The sequence below is a fragment of the Nocardioides sp. R-C-SC26 genome, from assembly GCF_021246465.1.
Lineage (GTDB): Bacteria > Actinomycetota > Actinomycetes > Propionibacteriales > Nocardioidaceae > Nocardioides.
In genome coordinates this window covers 189,650-209,527 of the sequence record NZ_JAHRHK010000002.1, presented here as the reverse complement: position 1 = coordinate 209,527, position 19,878 = coordinate 189,650, and the positions used below count along the sequence as shown (strand labels likewise).

Below are 19,878 nucleotides of genomic sequence, written 5' to 3'. Positions count from 1 at the left end.
GTTCGCGGAGGAGCGAAGCGGGGGAAGCGGAGAAGGTCGTGGGGTGGTCATGCGGTCGCCCGTCCCCGCGCCCAGGGCGTGGCAGCCCGTTGCACCACCAGCAGCACGGCGTCCAGGAGCAGCGCGAGGACGACGCACAGCACCGAGGCGGTCATCAACTCGGCGTTGAACTGGGTGTTCTTGCCATCGGCGATCAGCGCGCCCAACCCGCCCTCGGAGACCACGGTGCCGATGGTCGCCAGGGCGACTGTGGACACGGTCGCGACCCGCAGTCCCGCCATCACGACCGGCAGCGCGAGGGGCAGCTCGACACGCCACAGCAGCAGCCACCGGCCGTATCCCATGCCCCGCGCCGCGTCGCGCACGTCGTCGGGAACCGATCGGAGGCCGTCGAGCACGGCACGCACCAGGATCGTCAGGCAGTAGGCGCCGAGGCCGATGACGACGGTGGTGCGCGTCAGACCGGTCAGGGGCACCAGGAGAGGCAGCAGTGCGAGGGAGGGGATGGTGTAGACCAGCGTGCTGCCTCCGAGCACCATCGACTCCGCACGCGGCCGCCCACGGGCGGCCAACGCCATCGGCACCGCGAGGAGCAGACCCAACGCCACGGCGGCGACGGTGATCTGGAGGTGCGCCGAGGTGGCCTCGACGAGCTCGTCCTGGCGGTCGCGCACGTAGTCCCAGCAGAACCACGCGTTGACATCGCGGGAGTAACAGACCGGCTCGCGAGCCCCCAAGGGAGAGGCGCCGATCAGTAGGGTCACCGCATGAACGCTACCGAGCCCGGCTCCGGCGTGGGTTCACCCATGATCAGGTTGCGCGGTGTCGGCAAGACCTACGACGACGGCACGGTCGCCGTGGCCGACCTCGACCTGGTCGTCGAACGCGGTGAGATGGTCTGCCTCGTGGGGCCGTCCGGATGCGGCAAGTCGACCACGCTGCGGATGATCAACCGCCTGATCGAGCCGAGCACGGGAACGATCGAGATCGACGGCGTCGACGTCACTCATCACGACGCGGTACAGCTGCGCCGTGGGATCGGCTACGTCATCCAGGCCGTCGGCCTGTTCCCACATCAACGGGTCGCCGCCAACGTGATGACGGTGCCGGTGCTTCAGGGGACCGGCAGACGCGCGGCTCGGCGGCGGGCGGAGGAACTGCTCGACCTGGTGGGCCTGGACCCCGCGATCTACGCGGATCGCTATCCCCATCAGCTCTCCGGCGGGCAGCGCCAGCGGGTCGGGGTGGCACGCGCGCTGGCCGCCGACCCTCCGGTCCTGCTGATGGATGAGCCCTTCGGCGCCGTGGATCCCGAGGTGAGGGTGCGGCTGCAGGAGGAGTTCTCCCGCCTCCAGCGCGACCTCGGCACGACGGTCGTGCTCGTCACGCACGACCTCGACGAGGCCACCCGACTCGGCGACCGGGTGGCCGTTCTGACCGAGGGCGGACGGCTCGCGCAGTACGCCACGCCGGCCGCGCTGCTCGCGGAGCCCGCCGACGACGTCGTCGCCGGATTCCTCGGGCGTGGGCGCTCGCTGCGCCGGCTCGGCGTCACGCCCGTGTGCCGCGAGCACCTGGAACCGCTCGACGGCGTGCGCACCGGCGATCTCGCCGCGGTGCTGGACCTGGACGCAGAGCCGACCCTGGCCGACGCGCTCGCGCTGCTGATGGAGGATGACGTCGCTCTGATCGGTGTGCGCGACGCCCGCGGGTTCGCGGGCGTCCTGACGCCCGCATCGGTGCATCGGGCGCTGCGCGCCGGGGCGCCCGATCGGGGAGCGTGAGGGAGCGCGCCCGCTCAGTCGAGCGGCACGTCGCGGTGCCAGGACTCGGTGACGTACTTCGTCGTCCAGCCCATCGATTCGTAGAGGGCATTGGCTCCGGTCGAGGAGTCCGCGTCGACCTCGAGCCCGACGCGGTCGCGACCGCGCTCGGCGGCGTCGGAGATCACCGTGCGCAGCAGGGCCTTGGCGACGCCGCGCCCTCGCGCGGACTCCAGCACGCCCAGGTAGGCGACGTAGGAGCCGTCGGGGCCCGAGGACGACTCCGAGACGGTGGCCACGAGGGCACCGGCCGTGACCGCCTCGCCCGTGCCGTCTCCGTCGTCGTCCCCATCGACGAGCTCGGCCAGCCACCAGTGGTCCCAGCGATGGCCGGGGTCCTCCCGGAGTCGGTGGACGAACTCCTCGAAGGTCTCCTCCCAGTGGTTGAAGTGATCGACGAAAGCCCCCTCGATCGCATCGTGCACGGCGCGGAGGTCGTCGACGTCGGGCATCCCGTCGGCGGTGCGGCGCACGAGCCGGATGCGGACGCCGTCCTCGCCCCACGAGTGCGACGACGGCACGAGATCGGTCTCCTCCGGCTCGACCGGGCGACTCATCTGCCACCACGTGCGCACGCGGTCGAACCCCGATCCGGCGAGCCATCGGTGTTGGCGCTCGTCGTCGGCGAAGGCACCGGTGTCGATCTGCTGGACGTCCAATCCGCGCGCCGCGCCGACGGCCTGCGCCTGACCCACCGCCCAGTCCACCAGGACGTCGGAGCACGCGCGCGCGATCCCGCTCGGCAGGTCACGCTCGACGATGTGCACGAAGAGCATCCGCCCGCTCGCCCGGTCGTGCACGCTCCCCCATGCCCGGATCACGCCGTCGCCGTCGCGCACCACGACGTTCTCGCGCATCCGCAGTCCGTGCTCGGAGACCTCGACCAGCACGTCGTCCACGCCGGAACCGGGCCAGCCGCGACCGTGTCCCTCGTGCGCGCGGAGCAGTTGCGTCAGACGCGCGAGATCGAAGCGGTCGCTCGGGTCGGGGGTATCGACGGTCCAGGCGTCGGGTAGTGCCGGCGGAACCTCGACGAGTTCGTCTGGGTCGGACTCGAATCGGCTCTGCGCGGGGATCACATCAGTGCAGTATGCCCCCGATGTCGTGGACTCATGCTCATGCCGGTGGCTGACCGGCCCACGGCGCTCGGGCTATGCCGGTCCAGCCCGAATCCACCGGTGCCGGGCTCAGGCGTGCTTGCGTTGCTGCGGAGTCACACCCGAACGCCATTCGGCGAGCACGACCTCGAGCTCGCGCTCCAGCTCCGCCGCACGTACCTCGGCCGCCGCGGCACGCGACTGTGCCTCGGCGACACGCGCGGCGAGGCGGTCGCGCTCATCGGCTCCACGGGACTGCTCCACGGCCAGACGCTGATGGGCTTCGGACACCTCGCGCGCGGCGTCGACCAGACGCCGCTCCAGCCGGCCGATGGTCGCCTCGTGACGAGCGATCCGACCGCTCATGTCGGCGGCGAAGACCACCTGCTCGGCGACCCGAGCCTCGGTGATCCGTACGTAGGCACGCGCCTGCTCGGCACGATCCCGAGCCCCGTGACGGCGCGCGTCGACGACCTCGGAGTAGGTCAGCTTGGTCGCGCCGGCTCCCGTCGCTGCGGCGACGGCGGCGCCGAGGGTGGCGACGAGCCACGAACCGCCGGCGAACGCTGCGACGACGGCGAGAACCGCGACCACCAGCAGTCCCAGGGCGGATGACAGTCGTGCCGAGCGCTGGCGCCGGCGGCCGGGCACCCGCACCGGCGGTGCCGTTTCGGCGGGCACGACAGGAATCGCGGTAGCGGTGTCGGCGACCCGAACGGCCGAGGTGGGAGAGGTGGGAGGAGTGGAATCGGCGGCGGAGCGTGGGGAACGAGCAGACGGGGAAGTCATGCCAGGCACGCTAACCGCGAGCGTCGTCCTCACGGACGCGACACGCTCGCTCGAGCACGAGAGCCGCTGCCACCAGCACCACCGAGGCCGCTGCCGCCCCACCGGACCTCCATGCGCGGTGGTCCGCGAGTTCGGCCGAGCTCCCCAGCCAGCTCAGCGCGTATCCCGCATAGCCGCCCGCGACGATCGACCCGACGTAGGCGCAGGCGCGGGCGAGCACCAACCGGTTCAACGCGCGATGCGGCTCGAGGCGCTCGCGACGAACCTGGACTGCCCGCCAGGTCGCCCAGGCGGCACCCCCGACGACGGCCGCCACGACCGCCAGGCTGACCGCGGGAGTCCAGGTGACGACGGGCGGGCTCCCCCAGCGGTCCGAGAGCGGGTTGGCCAACCAGCCGACGACCAGACCGACGATGGCCCAGACAGCGAGCACGCCCGCGGGGGTGGGGCGCAGATGCCCAGGCCCCGGAGGCCGGGGTCCCCCGGCTCCTGAACCCGGTACGCGCGGGGCGATGACCTACTCCAGGTCGAGGGTGAGGTCGTCGCGCAGAGTGAGACCTTCGACTCCCACGGCAGCCAACAGGTCGGCGATCGGCCCGGCGTCGGGCAGTTCGGCGTCCGGCTCGAGGTCGAACCACGGCTTGAGCACGAACGACCGCTGGGCGGCCCGCGGATGCGGAAGGCGCAGGCTCTCGGTGTCGCTGCGTCGGTCGCCCACCACGATCAGGTCCACGTCGAGAGTGCGCGGCGCGTTGGGCACGTCGCTGCGCTCACGGTCGTAGGCGTCCTCGATGGCCAGTGCTCGGTCCATCAACCGGTTCGCGGCCAATGTGGTGTCGGCGAGCACGACCGCGTTGAGGAAGGACTTGGCGTCCGGTGGGCAGTCGACAGGCTCGGTCTCATAGACCGGCGAGACTCCCGTGATCCAGACGTCGGGGGTGTCGGCGAGGGCGTTGACTGCCCCCTGCATCGCGGAAAGACGCTCACCGAGGTTCGACCCCAGTGCGATCACCACCCGCCGGATCGGCCGCATCTCCCCCGTCAGGGTGTCGGCATCGATGATGTGCGGGTTGGGGGTCTCGGTCACGCCTGTCCCTCGCGCTTTCGGGTGATCGTGATGGTCACGTCTGCGAACGTCGTGTCGATGGGTGCATCCGGCTTGTGAATGGTCACCTGCGCCCATTCAACACGGCTGTCCAACAAGCAGACGTCCGAGATGCGCTGGGCCAGGGTCTCGATCAGATCGACCGGGTCCCTCTCCACGGCGGCCTTGACCGCCATCACGAGACTCCCGTAGTCGACGGTGTCGCGCAAGTCGTCCGAGGCGGCCGCGGGGCGGGTGTCGACGCCGATCCGCAGGTCCACCATGAAGGTCTGACCATCGCGGCGCTCGTGCTCGAAGACGCCGTGGTGACCGAAGCAGGCGATCCCGGTGATCGAGAGTTCGTCGGTCATCGGGGGCTCCCTCCTCGTCCCTGCTCCTGGTGCATGCGCTGCCACACGGCCAGCACATCACGCGTGCCCCGGACGTCGTGCACGCGGACCCCCCACACGCCTCGCTGCGCGAGCAGCACGGTGAGCGCGTGCCCGGCGACCTCGCGCTCCTCCACGGGCCGCGGAGCTCCGTCGGGTGTGGCCAGCAGCGCGCCGATGAAGGACTTCCGACTCGCTCCGACGAGAAGCGGCCGGCCGAGCGAGGCGAGCTCGTCCAGGCCCGCGATGAGCTCCCAGTTCTGCTGCGCGGTCTTGGCGAAGCCCAGGCCCGGGTCGAGGACGAGGCGTTCGGGAGCGATCCCGGCAGAGGTCGCGGCCGCGACCCGTTCGGCCAGCTCCTGGCGCACGGCACCGGCCACGCCGTCGGGCTCGGCATAGACCGCTTGTTGCTGCATTCGGTCGCTGTGACCACGCCAGTGCATCGCGACATAGGTCGCCCCTGCCCCCGCGACGACGTCGAGCACGGCCGGGTCGGCAAGCCCACCGGAGACGTCGTTGACGACGACCGCGCCCGCGTCGAGCGCCGCAGCGGCGACCTCGGCGCGCATGGTGTCCACCGAGACGACAGCGCCGGCTGCGACGAGACCGGAGATGACCGGGATCACGCGAGCCAACTCCTCGGCGACCACGGGCCTGGTCGCACCGGGTCGGGTCGATTCGCCGCCGACGTCGAGGAGGTCAGCGCCGTCGGCAAGGAGGCGCCGTCCGTGCGCGATGGCCGTCTCGGTGCTGGCATAGCGGCCGCCGTCGGAGAACGAGTCGGGGGTGACGTTGACGACCCCCATCACCAGCGGCCTGCCCACCGGACGCGACCAGACCGGGATGCTCACGCCGCGCAGGCTATCGCCCACGGCGCGGCTGCGGCATGCGCCCGAAGCTCTGGCGACAGCTCGCTCCCGAGCAGCCGGAGAGCAGCACGGTGCGCCGCTCCAGCTCGCGGCGGACCGCTGCGTAGCGCGGGTCGTCGGCCCGGTTGCGCAGTTCGTACGGATCGGCCCTGCGGTCGTAGAGCTCGGCGAACACCGGCCGGGTCCACTGCACGAACGTGTAGCGGGCCGTGCGGGCTCCCTGATAGAGCCAGTTCCCCGGAAAGACATTCAGCTGCGGAGCCCCGGCCTGCACCAGCAACGTTCGATCGTCGACGCGGGCCGCCTGTCCGCCCTGGCGCACCGTCAGCGGGTCGCCGTCCACCTCGACTCGCGGGTGCGCTCCAGCCAGCGCGGCGAAGGTCGGGGCGAGATCGATCATCGCCGCCGTCTGCCGGTCCACGACACCGCGGGGCAGGCCGGCGCCTCGCATCAGCAACGGCACCCGCACCGACTCGTCGTAGGCGTAGACCTTGCCCTCGTAGCGGTGCTGACCGAGCAGGTAGCCGTTGTCGGAGGTGAAGACGATCAGCGTGTTGTCGGCTTCACCGCTGCTCTCGACGGCGTCCACGATCTGCTCGACGCCGCGGTCGAGTGCCGCGAGCGCCTGCGCCCGACGCGTCTGCAGCTCACGGATCTCGGAGACGTCGACGGGTGGCAGCTCGCGGATCCGCTGCGGCTTGTCGCTCACATCGGCCTCGTTGAACGAGGGATAGTCCGCGGTCGGCGGCTCCAGGGTCAGGTAGCTGAGCAGGTCGAGCGCCGAGGGCCGAGGCGGGCGCTCGCAGGACTTCCCCGTCTCGAAGCGTTCTCCGCAGCGCCCGTGCGGGGCCACGAAGGACGCCCACAGGAAGTACGGCGCCTTCTGGCCGGCGTACTTCTGCACGAGATCGGCGGAGCGGCGCGCGACGTAGTCGGTGTGGTACTCCCACGGCTTCGTCGGCGACCCGTCGGCGTACTGGGTGAAGCCGTAGTACTGGTAGGTGCGCGCGATCGTCGGGTCCCAGTAGTCCCAGCCCGGCTCCGGGCCCACTCCCTCCTCCGCGTAGCCGTTGAGGTACTTGCCGATCATGGCCGTGGTGTAGCCGGCCCGCTGGAGCCATACGGGAAGCGCGGTGCGAGGCTCGAACGCCCGGTAGCCCCCCAGCGCGGTCCGGTTGTTCCGGACCCCGTTGTTCTGCGCGTACTGGCCCGTGAGCATCTGGGCGCGCGAGGGGCAGCAGAGCGGGTGAGGCGCCGTCGCCTCGGAGAACGTCACACCGCCGGTGCCGAGCAAGGACCGCACTCGCGGGAGGAACTGGAGCTCGGCGAGGGAGAGGTCGTCGGCCATCACCAGCACGATGTTGGGCCGCACCGGACCGCTGCGCTCCGCCGCTCCGGGCGCCGCGCTGCCGCTGGTGACAGCGAAGGCGCCCATGACGAGCATCGCCACGACCGAGACCACACCGACCGCGGCGCGGGCCCGGGCACGTGGACGGGGGATCGTCATCGCCGATGGATCAGCGCCATCGCCTCGGCACGGGTGGACGCATTGCTGCGCATCGTGCCGCGCACGGCCGAGGTGGTGGTCCGCGCACCGGCCTTGCGCACGCCGCGCATCGTCATGCACAGGTGCTCGGCCTCGATCACGACGACGACGCCGCGCGCGTCGAGGATGCGCATCAGCGCATCGGCGACCTGCGTGGTGAGCCGCTCCTGCACCTGGGGACGTTTGGCGTAGACGTCGACGAGGCGGGCGAGCTTGGACAGCCCGGTGATCTTGCCGCTACGCGCCGGGATGTACCCGACGTGCGCCACGCCCGTGAAGGGCACCAGGTGGTGCTCGCACATCGACCACAGCTCGATGTCGCGCACCAGCACGAGCTCGTCGTGCCCGAGATCGAACGTCGTGGTGAGCACGTCCTCGGGTTCCTGGCGCAAGCCCGCCGTGAGCTCGGCGTAGGCGCGGGCCACGCGGGCCGGCGTCTCACGCAGGCCCTCGCGGTCGGGGTCCTCCCCGATCGCGAACAGCAGCTCGCGGACGGCCGCCTCGGCTCGCGCGTGGTCGAACTCCGGGACGTCCGCCGCGGCGCGGTCGGGCAACGAGATCTGGTCGGTCATCGCGACGCTCCGTACTACTGGGCCGGGTGCGGCGGCACCGGGCCGCCGTCCGTCGGCGGGAGACCGGGATCGCCGTGCACGTCGCCGTCGGGGCCCGGCGGGGTGACGATCACCCCGGACTCGCCAGCACTCGCCGGCGCGACAGCGCGATCGCGGATCTCCTGGGGCACGTCGACGGGCGGGATGCTCGACGGGGTGCGGTGAGGCGATCCGGTCCACGCCGGACGCTCGGGTCGCAACCGCAACGCGGTGAAGATCTCGGCCACCTCGGCCTTGTCGAGGGTCTCCTTGTCGAGCAGCTCGAGCACGAGCTGATCGAGGACGTCGCGGTTCTCCTCGAGGATGTCGAAGGCCTCCTGGTGCGCGTGCGCCAGCAGCTTCTTGGTCTCGTCGTCGACGATCGCGGCGACGTCCTCGGAGTAGTTGCGCGAGTGCCCCAGGTCGCGGCCCAAGAACGGCTCGGAGTTGCCGTCGCCCAGCTTGATGGCGCCGAGCCGCTCGGTCATGCCGTACTGAGTGACCATCGCCCGGGCCAGCGAGGTGGCCTTCTCGATGTCGTTGCCCGCGCCCGTGGTCGGGTCGTGGAAGACCATCTCCTCAGCGGCCCGACCGCCCAGCATGTAGGCGAGCTTGTCGAGCATCTCCGAGCGGGTCTGGGAGTACTTGTCCTCGTCGGGCAGCACCATCGTGTAGCCCAGTGCGCGACCGCGCGGCAGGATCGTGATCTTGTGCACCGGGTCGGTGCCCGGGAGCGCCGCCGCCACGAGCGCGTGGCCGCCCTCGTGATAGGCGGTGATCAGCTTCTCCTTCTCGCTCATCAGCCGCGTGCGGCGCTGCGGACCGGCGATGACGCGGTCGATCGCCTCGTCGAGTTCGTCGGCGCTGATCAGCTTGAGGTTGCTCCGCGCGGTGAGCAGGGCCGCCTCGTTGAGCACGTTGGCCAGGTCGGCCCCGCTGAAACCGGGAGTCCGACGCGCGACCGACATCAGGTCGACGTCGCCCGCGAGCGGCTTGCCGCGCGAGTGGACCTGGAGGATCTTGTGGCGGCCGGCGAGGTCGGGCGCGTCGACCTGGATCTGGCGGTCGAAACGGCCCGGGCGCAGCAGCGCCGGGTCGAGGACGTCGGGCCGGTTGGTGGCCGCGATCAGGATCACGCCGCCGCGGACGTCGAAGCCGTCCATCTCGACGAGGAGCTGGTTCAGGGTCTGCTCACGCTCGTCGTGGCCGCCGCCCATACCGGCGCCGCGATGGCGCCCCACGGCGTCGATCTCGTCGATGAAGACGATGGCAGGCGCGTTCTCCTTCGCCTGCTCGAACAGGTCGCGCACCCGGCTCGCGCCGACGCCGACGAACATCTCGACGAAGTCGGACCCCGAGATGGAGTAGAACGGCACGCCCGCCTCCCCGGCGACGGCGCGCGCGAGCAGCGTCTTGCCGGTACCGGGCTGGCCGTAGAGCAGCACGCCCTTGGGGATCTTGGCGCCCACGGCCTGGAACTTGGCGGGCTCTTGGAGGAACTCCTTGATCTCACCGAGCTCCTCGATCGCCTCGTCGCACCCGGCGACGTCGGCGAACGTGGTCTTCGGCATGTCCTTGGAGATCAACTTGGCGCGCGACTTGGCGAACTGCATCACACCGCGGCCGCCACCCTGCATGCTGTTCATCAGCCAGAAGAACACGACGATGATCAGCAGGATCGGCAGGAAGCTGACCAGCAGCGTGCCCAGCAACGAGGGCTGCGGGTTCTCCGAGTTCGACTCCTCGATCGTGCCGGCCGAGACCTGGGCGTCGACCTGGGCGATGATGCCCTGCTGCTGGCCGAGCACGTAGTACGCGACGACCTTGTCGCCCTCGGAGCGGGTGCCCTTGTCGAGGGTGGCCTCGATCTTCTGGTCGCCGTCGACGAAGGTGATCTTCTCGACCTTGCCGTCGGCGATGTAGGACTCCAGCTTCGACGTCGGAACCTCGTCGAAGCCGCCACCGGGGGCCAGGAACTGCAGGGCGAGCAGGACGCCGACGACCGCGAGGCCGATCCAGACCCAGGGACCCTTGAGAATGCGCTTCACAGACCGTCTCTCACTTCTGGCATGACTGAGCCCACGACGCTACACGCGCGCGGTCTCGCCGTGGACGGTCCCAGTGTCGCAGGCGGGTGGGTGCGACGCCTACTCAGGCGCTCCCGGTGGAGCGTGCGACGGGGCTCAGGAGTAGACGTGCGGCGCGAGCGTGCCGATGTCGCGCAGGTTGCGGTAGCGCTCGCGGTAGTCCAGGCCGTAGCCGACGACGAACTCGTTGGGGATGTCCCAGCCGACGTACTTGACGTCGACCGGCATCTGCAGCGCCTCCGGCTTGCGCAGGAGCGTGCAGATCTCGACGCTCGCGGGGCTGCGGGACTTCAGGTTCGAGGTGAGCCAGCTCAAGGTCAGGCCGGTGTCGATGATCTCGTCGACGATGAGCACCTGACGACCGGCGATGTCGGTGTCGAGGTCCTTGAGGATCCGCACGACCCCGCTCGACTTGGTGCCCGATCCGTAGGAGGAGACGGCCATCCAGTCCATCTCGACGTGGCGGGTGAAGGCACGCGCCATGTCGGCCATCACCATCGCGGCACCGCGGAGGATGCCGACGATCAGCAGCTCCTGGCCCTCGTAGTCGCGCTCGATCTGGGCAGCGAGGCCGTCGAGCCTCTCGAGGATCTGCTTCTCGGTGAAGAGAACGTTGACGAGGTCGTCATCGACGTGCGCGGCGTCCATGGCGCGAGCCTAACCGGCGGCCCCGACGGCGCTGGAGGCGCCCGAGCCCCACCCCACGGTGGTCGAGCCTGTCGAGACCCTCACCGCATCTCGACAAGCTCGATGACCGCACCCCCGGTGGTCGAGCCTGCCGAGACCCTCACCGCATCTCGACAAGCTCGATGACCGCACCCCCGGTGGTCGAGCCTGCCGAGACCCTCACCGCATCTCGACAAGCTCGATGACCGCACCCCCGGTGGTCGAGCCTGCCGAGACCCTCAACCGGTCGAGGTCGGGCCGAAGCGCAGCCGGCGGGCCTCCCGGACGGCGGTGACGCGGCCGGGCAGCTGGACCTCCCCGCGTACGTGGCCGTCACCCAACGCCAGCAGGGCGCGCACGTGCACGTGGAACAACTCACTCGCCGGACTGCCCGCGGCGAGCGCGGCGAGGCGGAGCACCCGGGTGCGGATCGCGACGTGCTCGTCGTCCAACCGATCGAGGTCGAGGCCGTCGTCGACGCGCGCGGCGAGATAGGCGAGGTCGGCCAGGTCGTCGAGTAGCTCCATGTCGGGGCGCAGGGTCTCGGCGGTACGGGCCAGGGTCTGGGCCACGCCGGGCCCGAGCTCGGTCTCGAGCACGGGCAGGACGGTGTGGCGCACCCGGGCGCGTGCGAAGCGAGGGTCGAGGTTGTGCGGGTCGCGCCAGAACTCGATGTCCTCGTCGCGGCAGGCCTGCTCGGTCTGCTCGCGGGTGATGCCCAGGAGCGGTCGTCTGATCCGGTCGAAGGCAGGCCGCATGCCCGCGATCGAGCGCCCGCCGCTCCCCCGCGTCAGCCCCAGCAGCACCGTCTCGGCCTGGTCGTCGAGGGTGTGCCCGACGAGCACCAGGTCGACGGAGAAGTGATCGGCCACCTGGTCGAGGACGGCGTAGCGGGCCTCGCGAGCAGCGGCCTCGATCCCGCGGCCGGACGCCTCGACGTCGACGCGCGCACCGACGGTCTCGTGCACGCCGAGCGCCGCCATCTGCGCGACGACGTGCGCGGCGTGGTCGGCCGACTCGGGCTGGAGACCGTGATCGACGGTCACCCCGATCACCCGCACGTCCCGCGATCGCGCCTCGAACACCGTGGCCGCCAGCAGCGCGAGCGAATCGGCACCTCCCGAACAGGCGACGGCGACGACGTCCGGCGACTCGCGGACGAGACAGCCGCGGACGGCCACCCGGACGGCGGCCACGGCCGGCGGTAGCGTCACGGTGCGTGGCTCACAGCACGCGGCGCATCCAGGCGCCCGGGTCGCTCAGCTCGGCCTTGGACGGCAGATTCTCCGGGCCATCCCAGACCACGTTGAACTGCTCCATGCCGACCTCGTCCAGGACCCCGCGGACGAAGCGGGCGCCGTCGCGGTACTGGGCCATCTTCTGATCCAGGCCCAGCAGTCGATGCAGGATGCGGTCGAGGGTGCCGACGCCTCCTCGTCGCTTGGTGAACTTCGCGCGGATGCCGGCGACGCTGGGGATCACGCTCGGCCCGACGTCGTCCATGACGACGTCGGCGTGGCCCTCGAGCAACGACATCATCCCGGTGACCCGGTCGAGGATCTCCTTCTGCTCCGGCGTGCTGAGCAGGTCGATCAGGTTGCCGCGGGCCAGGCCGCCCTTGAGAGCCTCGACCACACGATTCGTCAGGTCGTCGATGCCGCTGGGCGAGACGGTCGACGACAACGCCGTGACCTCGGAGAAGAGATGCTCGCGCATCCACGGCACCGCGGTGAACTGCACCCGATGGGTCTCCTCGTGCAGGCAGACCCAGAGTCGGAAGTCGTGCGGGTCGACGCCGAGCTCGCGCTCGAGGTGCACGATGTTCGGTGCCACGAGGAGCAGCCGGCCGCTCGGCTCGTGGAAGGGGTCGAACTGCCCGAGCACCTTGCCCGCGAGGAAACCCAGCAGTCCGCCGACCTCGGCACCCGTGATGCGCGAGCCGATCGCCTTGGTGAGGCCGCTCGGAGCCTTGCGGTCGGAGGTGAGGCTGTCGGTGAGCGGTGTGACGACGTGCTGGAAGGCGTCGGCGTTGGCCTGCACCCAGCCCGCCCGATCGACGACGAGGACGGGCGCGGTCGCGGCAGGAGCGACCAACCCCGTGAAGTCGCGCACCAACCCGGTGGACCGGTCAGCCCCGGCCCGCAGCTCCGCGACGACGTCGGCGGCCTCGCCGCGCCCGACCTGAGGCCCCTCGCCGGCCAGCGCCGACCCGATCCGCACCGCGAGGTTCCAGTCGACCATGTCCGAGCTCGCGCTGTTCCCGGCGTCGCCCTCGGACTCGCGTTTCATGCCTTGAACGTACCGGGGTCCAGATAGCAGGGACGTCTCGCTGGTCTCCGGGGAGCGCCGAGGGTCAGATCCTCGTCCGCGCTCGCGACACTAGCCGGCGCAGCGGCAGGCACCGAGCGCCGCGGCGGCACCGTCCATGGCCGCGCGAGCGGTCAGGGTGTCCTCCACCCGCACCCGGTCGGCGAGCATCGCGAACACCAGCACCGCACCGTCGGGCGTCGTCGCGACACCGGCCAGTGCTGTGACGTTGGTCAGCGTTCCGGTCTTGGCACGGACCCGTCCCAGTCCTGCGGGCGGCCCCTCCGTCATGCGATAGGCCAGAGAACCGGTGAAGCCGGCGACGGGGAGGCCGGTGATGACCGAACGGAGGTCGGGCTCGTCGTCGGAGGCGGCCAGCCTCAGGACGTCGAGCAGCGTGCGCGGTTCGACGGCGTTCGTGCGCGCCAGACCACTGCCGTCGTGGAACACGCTGCGCCCCCAGTGCACACCCGCTTCGGTCAGGAGGTCGCGAACCGCGCGCCGGCCCGCGGCGAACGTGCCGCGCCCGGCCTCGGCGAGCCCGACGTGGCGCAGGAGCACCTCGGCGCCCTCGTTGTCGCTCACATCGAGGACGCGTTCGACGATCTGGCCCAGCGGTGCGCTCTCGACGCTGCTGATGGTGGCAGCGTCGAGCGGCGCAGGCTGCTCCTCGACGGCCCCCACGACTCGGACGCCGGCCGCGCGCAACGACGCGGCGAACGACTGCGCGGCGTCCAGGGGCGCGTCGGCGACCCGCCCTGATCGCGACGGCGGGCGTCCGCCGTCCACCCACAGCGAACTGACCGGACTGACCACGCCGTCGGGCACGTAGCCGGACTCCCAGGCGGGGCTTATCGAGGGGCCCGCGAAGAGCGTCGTGTCGTAGCGCACCCGCACGCGGCGGACGCCGTCGGCAGCCAGCGCCGAGGCCGTCGTGGCGGCCAGGGTCTGCAGGTCGGCCCGCACGGGGTACGGCCACGCGGGACCGTTCGCGGATCCATCGGCGGCGCCGGGTTGGAAGGGCGTGCGCTCCAGGAAGGGGTCTCCTCCGCCCACCAGCACGATCGACGGTGCGCCCGCGACATCGGGCGCGCCGTCGCGGGTGCCGACGGGGTCGGCGGCGACGACCCGGGTCGAGAATCGCGTCTCGGGGCCGAGAGCGAGCAGTGCGGCCGCGGCGGTGACGATCTTGGTCGTCGAGGCGGGGACGGCGGTGCCGCGGCCGATGGACACCGGAGGGCCTCCTCCGTCGACCGCTGCGACGGCCGTCACCACGTGCGGCCCGAGAGCGCGGACGCCGAGACGGCGCGCGATGGCTCGGCGCACGGCCTGGACGGACAGTCCGGTCGCGGTGTCGCTCGGCGCCGCCACCGGGTCGACCTCGTCGAGGGTCGGAGCCGGCTCGACGTCCACCTGCGGCGGCGGGGCGACGTCGACGGGCCCGGCGACGGGCGCGTCGTCCCACGGCCAGGTGCGAGCGTCGTACCAGTCGCGCACGTCGTCCTGACGCCAGATGCCGATGCCGGCAACCGCGCCCACCAGCATCAGCAGCACCGTCGCGATCACGACGCCGGTACGCGCGGCTCCTCGCTCGTTGCGACCCGCGTGGTGGCCCACGCCGTCCTGCCCGCTTCTCACCGTGACCCCCTCGACTGCACGTTGGCCGACATTGTGCGCGAGACTGTGCGCCGACGGGTCACGAGGCCCGCGTTCGTGTGCCGCCACCGCTGTGGGCCGTGGGGCACTTTGACCCCGATCACGCTGGAGGCATCAGGTGCTGGAGTTCGACGTACTGGTGGAGATCCCCAAGGGGAGCCGCAACAAGTACGAGGTCGACCACGAGTCCAACCGGATCCGTCTCGATCGCCACCTGTTCACCTCCACGATGTACCCGGCCGACTACGGCTACATCGAGGACACCCTCGGGCTCGACGGCGACCCGCTCGACGCCTTGGTGCTGCTGCAGGAGCCCACGTTCCCGGGCTGTCTGATCAAGTGCCGCGCGATCGGCATGTTCCGGATGACCGACGAGGCCGGCGGCGACGACAAGGTCCTCTGCGTGCCTGCGACCGACCCGCGCCTGGAGCACCTGCGCGACATCAGCCACGTGCCGAAGTTCGAGCGGCTGGAGATCCAGCACTTCTTCGAGGTCTACAAGGACCTCGAGCCCGGCAAGTCCGTCGAAGGCGCCGACTGGGTCGGCCGCACCGACGCCGAGGCCGAGGTCGTGGCCTCCTTCGAGCGCCTCAAGCACCAGGGGCACTGAGCCCCGCTGACGCTGGGATCGACGCTGCCCCGCCTTCCTCGGAGGGTGGGGCAGCGTCGATTTCAGCCGTGAGCTCGGCGGATCAGCGAGCGTCGACCTGCTCGGCCGAGCGGTCGCGACGGTCCTTGGCCAGGCTCGCGACGGCGGTGACGACCAGCGTGACGATGATGACGCCAAGGCTGAGCAGCGTCGGCACCTCCCAGTCGATGACCTTCTCGCCGCCGTTGATGAAGGACAGCTCGTTCTTGTGCAGCGCGTGGATCACCAGCTTCGCGCCGATGAAGGCCAGGATGAACGAGAGCCCCAGCGACAGGTACACCAGACGCTGCAGCAGGCCGCCCAGCAGGAAGTAGAGCTGGCGCAGGCCCATCAGCGCGAAGACGTTCGCGGTGAAGACCAGGTACGGCTCCTGGGTGATACCGAAGATGGCCGGGATCGAGTCCAGCGCGAACAGGATGTCGGTGGTGCCGAGCGCGATGATGACGATCAGCATCGGGGAGACGATCCGGACGCCGTTCTCACGCCAGAAGAGCTTCAGCCCACGCCACTCATCGCCCACGTTGAGGTGCGCCTTGGCGAACCGCACGACCCGGTTCTCCTCGGGATGCTCCTCCTCGTGAGCCCGGTAGGACTGCACCAGCTTGACGGCCGTGTAGACCAGGAAGGCGCCGAAGATGTAGAAGATCCAGCTGAAGTTCGACACGAGCTGGTAGCCGAGTGCGATGAAGATGGCGCGGAAGATGAGGGCCAGAATGATGCCCACCATCAACGCTTCCTGCTGATACTTCTTCGGCACCGCGAGCGAGGACATCACGATGATGAACACGAACAAGTTGTCGATCGAGAGGCTGTACTCGACCAGCCAGCCGGTGAGGAACTGGGTCCCGTAGAGGTTGCCGGAATCGTCTCGCCCGGCGGTCGCGAAGACGTAGGCGGCGAAGGCCAGCGCCGCGCCGATGTAGACCGAGAGCGCGAGCGCGCACTCCTTCATCGTCGGCTCGTGCGGGTTGCGGGCGATGACGACCACGTCGAAGAGGAGCACCGCGCACGTGATGGCGATGGTGATGCTCCATTGGAGGGTGCTGACGTCCAACTCAGTAGCTCCTGCAGGTCAGGGGATGGCTATAACCGCGTGAGGTCTCTTCCGCCCGGTGCTCAGGCCACGCCACTCGACACGGTCCCACCTGACCTGCGGACCCGGATCACCCTGATGCCGATGACGTCGCTGGCATCGGCGGCTGATCGTGTTGACGACTCCGCAGCGAAGGAATACTCCCCTCCTGCTCGAGCGATCCTCCCACGCGGGATCGGCCCTCGACCAAATCTCCGACGACGGCTCCGGGCGGGCTGAGCGACCGGCTCAGTCGCCGCCGTACGCGACGCCGAGTGCACCGAGGTGCTCTCGGCCGCCGTCGAGGGCCGTCAGCACCCACACGCCGTCCGTGGTGACGGTCATGGTGTGCTCGAAGTGCGCGGCCCAGGAGCCGTCGTCGGTCACGACCGTCCACTCGTCGTCGAGCTCGGTGGTCTCGGCCGTACCGAGCGTGATCATCGGCTCGATCGCGAGCGCGAGCCCCTCGACCAGCCGCGGCCCCTGGTCGCGGCGACGGCGCGGAGCCAGATTGGGCACGTCGGGCTCCTGATGCATCTCCGAGCCGATGCCGTGTCCGGTGTAGTCCTCGACGATGCCGTAGTCGCCCGCCGCGCGGACGTGCTGCTCGACGGCCGTCGAGATGTCACCGACGCGACCACCGAGCCGGGCGGCGGCGATGCCGTGCCAGAGGGAGTCCCGGGTGACGTCCATGAGTGCGGCGACCTCGGGGCTGGGCTCGCCCAGCGAGAAGGTGACGGCGGCGTCTCCGTGCCAGCCGTCGACGATGGCTCCGCAGTCGATCGAGACCAGGTCCCCCGGTTGCAGGACACGCGCTCCCGGCACGCCGTGAACGACCTCGTCGTTGACCGATGCGCAGATCGAGCCGGTGAAGCCGTGGTAGCCGAGGAAGCTCGGCTGCGCACCGAGCTGCTCGATGTGCCGCTGGGCGGCAGCGTCGAGCTCACCGGTCGTCAGGCCCGGCCGGGCAAGCCCTTGGAGCATCTCCAGGGTGCGTCCGACGACGAGCCCGGCGCGTCGCATCCCGGCGATCTGCTCCGGCGTCTTGATCTCGACGCCGGGATTCCTCCACGTCATCGTGGATCCCGCGCAGGGGTCAAGAGGACGGCAGGACGTCGAGTGCGGCGAAGACCCGCTGGGTCACCTCGTCGACCTCGCCCATGCCGTCGACCTCGACGAGCAGTCCGCGCGAGCGGTAGACGTCGATCAGCGGCTCGGTCTGCTCGGTGTAGACCTCCTGCCGGCGCCGGATCACCTCTTCGGTGTCGTCGGCGCGTCCCTCGGTCTGAGCACGGGCAAGAAGCCGCTGGACGAGTTCCTCGGCGTCGACGGTCAGCACGACCGCGGCGTCGAGCCGGTGACCCGTGGCCTCGATCATCTGGTCGAGCTCGGAGACCTGGGCGACCGTGCGCGGGTATCCGTCGAGCAGGAAGCCGGGCGCGGCGTCGTCCTCGTCGATGCGGTTGCGCACCATCCGGTTGGTGACCTCGTCCGGGACGTACTCCCCGGCGTCCATGTACCGCTTGGCCTCGACACCGAGCGGCGTTCCCTGGGAGACGTTGGCGCGGAAGATGTCGCCGGTCGAGATCGCCGGGATGCCGAAGTGTTCGGCCACGTACTTGGCCTGGGTGCCCTTACCGGCTCCCGGCGGCCCCATCAGGATCAATCGCATGGCGTGTTACCGCAGGAACCCTTCGTAGTTGCGCTGCTGCAGCTGGCTCTCGATCTGCTTCACCGTGTCGAGCGCGACACCGACCATGATGAGGATCGAGGTGCCGCCGAACGGGAAGTTCTGGTTGGCCTCGATGAGCACCAGGGCGATCAGCGGGATGAGCGAGATCAGACCGAGGTACAGGGCGCCAGGCAACGTGATGCGGGACAGGACGTAGGACAGGTAGTCCTCGGTCGGCTTGCCCGCCCGGATCCCGGGGATGAAGCCGCCGTACTTCTTCATGTTGTCGGCGACCTCTTCGGGGTTGAAGGTGATCGACACGTAGAAGTAGGTGAAGAAGATGATGAGGGCGAAGTAGGTCGCCATGTAGAGCGGGTGGTCGCCGCGCACGAAGTGGGCGTTGACGAAGTCGATGAAGCCGTTGGTGCTGTTCTGGTTGAACTGCACCGCCATCGCCGGCAGGTAGAGCAGCGAGCTGGCGAAGATGACGGGGATGATGCCGGCCTGGTTGACCTTCAACGGGATGTAGGTCGAGGAGCCTCCGAACATGCGGCGGCCGACCATCCGACGGGCGTACTGCACGGGGATCCGGCGCTGCGCCTGCTCGATGAAGATGACGGCGGCGACGATCACCAGTCCGACGGCGATCACGACGCCGAAGACCCACCAGCCCTGCGACTTGCCGACCGCCCACAGGGCGGTCGGGAAGGTCGCGACGACCTGGGTGAAGATCAGGATCGACATGCCGTTACCGATGCCGCGCTCGGTGATCTGCTCGCCGAGCCACATGATCACCGCGGTACCGGCGGTCATCGTGATGACCATGATGATGAAGGTCGAGAGGTTGTCGCTGTGCAGCAACGGGAACTCGGTCGTGTCGCAGTTCTGCAGCAGATTGCCCGACCGTGCGAGCGCCACGATGCCCGTGGCCTGGAGCAGCGCGAGCCCGAGAGTGAGGTAGCGCGTGTACTGCGTGATCTTCGTCTGCCCGGCCTGCCCCTCCTTCTTGAGGGCCTCCAGACGCGGGATGACCACGACGAGGAGCTGCAGGATGATGCTCGCGGTGATGTAGGGCATGATCCCCAGCGCGAAGACCGTCAGCTGGAGCAGCGCACCACCTGAGAACAGGTTGATGAGGTTGTAGATGCCCTCGTTGTTGGCGGAGTCGCTCAGACATTCCTGCACGTTCGCGACGTTCACCCCTGGCGCCGGGATCTGAGATCCGGCCCGGAAGATCACGACGATCGCGAGGACGAAGAGCAGTTTGCGCCGCAGGTCAGGTGTCCTGAAGGCGTTCACGAACGCGCTGAGCACGAAGTTCCTCTTTCTCCGACAAACATCGTGGCTTCGGGTCACCCCAAAGCCCACGGGAGCCTAACAGGCAGGCACGCACGGCCTCGCATCGCGCTCTCGGCCCACACCGCCCGACCGAAGCCGGGGCCATGGAGCGAAGGGCTGCGCTGGCCACGTGTCCGACTGTTGTGCCGACGACGCGGGACGCGCCGTCGCCACGGGTCTGCCGCTCTCCAGGAGAGCGGTAGACCCCTGAACGACGTCGACCCGTCTGCACTCAGCGGACGGG

The 19,878-nt window shown here is 70.1% G+C and carries 20 protein-coding genes; 2 read left to right on the top strand and 18 right to left on the bottom strand.

Annotated features, from left to right (window positions below):
* Positions 1 to 47: 47 nt before the first annotated feature.
* The gene (locus KSO97_RS02720) at positions 48 to 764 is read right to left on the bottom strand and encodes an ABC transporter permease (protein ID WP_232676344.1); all 717 of its coding nucleotides are present in this window, start codon (positions 762 to 764) and stop codon (positions 48 to 50) included.
* A gap of 3 nt (positions 765 to 767) precedes the next feature.
* Here KSO97_RS02720 and KSO97_RS02715 point away from each other — a divergent pair, with 3 nt between their 5' ends.
* Entirely contained in the window at positions 768 to 1,784 is a 1,017-nt protein-coding gene (locus KSO97_RS02715; protein ID WP_374198433.1) for an ABC transporter ATP-binding protein, read from the top strand.
* 14 nt (positions 1,785 to 1,798) lie between these two features.
* Here the strand turns inward: KSO97_RS02715 and KSO97_RS18145 are convergent, their stop codons facing one another.
* From KSO97_RS18145 to dacB, 13 genes are all read right to left on the bottom strand, one after another.
* Positions 1,799 to 2,902: an N-acetyltransferase gene (locus KSO97_RS18145; RefSeq protein ID WP_232676343.1), complete on the bottom strand. Its 1,104-nt coding sequence runs from the start codon at positions 2,900 to 2,902 to the stop codon at positions 1,799 to 1,801.
* A 108-nt stretch (positions 2,903 to 3,010) separates the two neighbouring features.
* A complete protein-coding gene (locus tag KSO97_RS02705; protein ID WP_232676342.1) occupies positions 3,011 to 3,601 on the bottom strand; it encodes a hypothetical protein in 591 nt (196 codons plus the stop codon).
* Positions 3,602 to 3,719: 118 nt separating this feature from the next.
* Positions 3,720 to 4,142, bottom strand: a complete 423-nt coding sequence (locus KSO97_RS02700; protein ID WP_232676341.1) for a DUF3180 domain-containing protein — start codon at positions 4,140 to 4,142, stop codon at positions 3,720 to 3,722.
* A gap of 84 nt (positions 4,143 to 4,226) precedes the next feature.
* Positions 4,227 to 4,796: a 2-amino-4-hydroxy-6-hydroxymethyldihydropteridine diphosphokinase gene (folK, locus tag KSO97_RS02695; RefSeq protein ID WP_232676340.1), complete on the bottom strand. Its 570-nt coding sequence runs from the start codon at positions 4,794 to 4,796 to the stop codon at positions 4,227 to 4,229.
* Positions 4,793 to 5,164 carry a dihydroneopterin aldolase gene (gene folB / locus KSO97_RS02690; protein ID WP_232676339.1) on the bottom strand — a complete coding sequence of 124 codons (372 nt, stop codon included), beginning with the start codon at positions 5,162 to 5,164 and terminating at the stop codon, positions 4,793 to 4,795. Before folB ends, folK begins: the two co-directional genes overlap by 4 nt.
* Positions 5,161 to 5,988 (bottom strand): dihydropteroate synthase, encoded by an 828-nt coding sequence (folP, locus tag KSO97_RS02685; protein WP_232676493.1) that lies wholly within the window; start codon positions 5,986 to 5,988, stop codon positions 5,161 to 5,163. Before folP ends, folB begins: the two co-directional genes overlap by 4 nt.
* A 55-nt stretch (positions 5,989 to 6,043) precedes the next feature.
* Positions 6,044 to 7,558 (bottom strand): sulfatase, encoded by a 1,515-nt coding sequence (locus KSO97_RS02680; RefSeq protein WP_232676338.1) that lies wholly within the window; start codon positions 7,556 to 7,558, stop codon positions 6,044 to 6,046.
* Positions 7,555 to 8,169 carry a GTP cyclohydrolase I FolE gene (gene folE / locus KSO97_RS02675; protein WP_232676336.1) on the bottom strand — a complete coding sequence of 205 codons (615 nt, stop codon included), beginning with the start codon at positions 8,167 to 8,169 and terminating at the stop codon, positions 7,555 to 7,557. Before folE ends, KSO97_RS02680 begins: the two co-directional genes overlap by 4 nt.
* Before the next feature lie 14 nt (positions 8,170 to 8,183).
* Entirely contained in the window at positions 8,184 to 10,235 is a 2,052-nt protein-coding gene (gene ftsH, locus KSO97_RS02670) for an ATP-dependent zinc metalloprotease FtsH (RefSeq protein ID WP_232676335.1), read from the bottom strand.
* A gap of 135 nt (positions 10,236 to 10,370) precedes the next feature.
* The gene (gene hpt, locus KSO97_RS02665) at positions 10,371 to 10,922 is read right to left on the bottom strand and encodes a hypoxanthine phosphoribosyltransferase (protein ID WP_232676334.1); all 552 of its coding nucleotides are present in this window, start codon (positions 10,920 to 10,922) and stop codon (positions 10,371 to 10,373) included.
* Positions 10,923 to 11,179: 257 nt separating this feature from the next.
* A complete protein-coding gene (gene tilS, locus KSO97_RS18140) occupies positions 11,180 to 12,154 on the bottom strand; it encodes a tRNA lysidine(34) synthetase TilS (RefSeq protein WP_232676333.1) in 975 nt (324 codons plus the stop codon).
* 10 nt (positions 12,155 to 12,164) lie between these two features.
* On the bottom strand, positions 12,165 to 13,229 hold the full coding sequence (locus KSO97_RS02655) for a zinc-dependent metalloprotease (protein ID WP_232676332.1): 1,065 nt from the start codon (positions 13,227 to 13,229) through the stop codon (positions 12,165 to 12,167).
* 90 nt (positions 13,230 to 13,319) lie between these two features.
* Entirely contained in the window at positions 13,320 to 14,885 is a 1,566-nt protein-coding gene (dacB, locus tag KSO97_RS02650) for a D-alanyl-D-alanine carboxypeptidase/D-alanyl-D-alanine-endopeptidase (RefSeq protein WP_232676331.1), read from the bottom strand.
* Between the two features lie 139 nt (positions 14,886 to 15,024).
* On the opposite strand from dacB, the gene KSO97_RS02645 reads away from it, so the two are divergent.
* A complete protein-coding gene (locus KSO97_RS02645) occupies positions 15,025 to 15,513 on the top strand; it encodes an inorganic diphosphatase (RefSeq protein WP_232676492.1) in 489 nt (162 codons plus the stop codon).
* An 82-nt stretch (positions 15,514 to 15,595) separates the two neighbouring features.
* Here the strand turns inward: KSO97_RS02645 and KSO97_RS02640 are convergent, their stop codons facing one another.
* From KSO97_RS02640 to secY, 4 genes are all read right to left on the bottom strand, one after another.
* Positions 15,596 to 16,606, bottom strand: a complete 1,011-nt coding sequence (locus KSO97_RS02640) for a TerC family protein (RefSeq protein WP_232676330.1) — start codon at positions 16,604 to 16,606, stop codon at positions 15,596 to 15,598.
* A 267-nt stretch (positions 16,607 to 16,873) separates the two neighbouring features.
* Positions 16,874 to 17,701: a type I methionyl aminopeptidase gene (gene map, locus KSO97_RS02635; protein ID WP_232676328.1), complete on the bottom strand. Its 828-nt coding sequence runs from the start codon at positions 17,699 to 17,701 to the stop codon at positions 16,874 to 16,876.
* 19 nt (positions 17,702 to 17,720) lie between these two features.
* Positions 17,721 to 18,296 carry an adenylate kinase gene (locus KSO97_RS02630; protein ID WP_232676326.1) on the bottom strand — a complete coding sequence of 192 codons (576 nt, stop codon included), beginning with the start codon at positions 18,294 to 18,296 and terminating at the stop codon, positions 17,721 to 17,723.
* 6 nt (positions 18,297 to 18,302) lie between these two features.
* Positions 18,303 to 19,610 carry a preprotein translocase subunit SecY gene (gene secY / locus KSO97_RS02625; protein ID WP_232676324.1) on the bottom strand — a complete coding sequence of 436 codons (1,308 nt, stop codon included), beginning with the start codon at positions 19,608 to 19,610 and terminating at the stop codon, positions 18,303 to 18,305.
* Between the last annotated feature and the right edge of the window lie 268 nt (positions 19,611 to 19,878).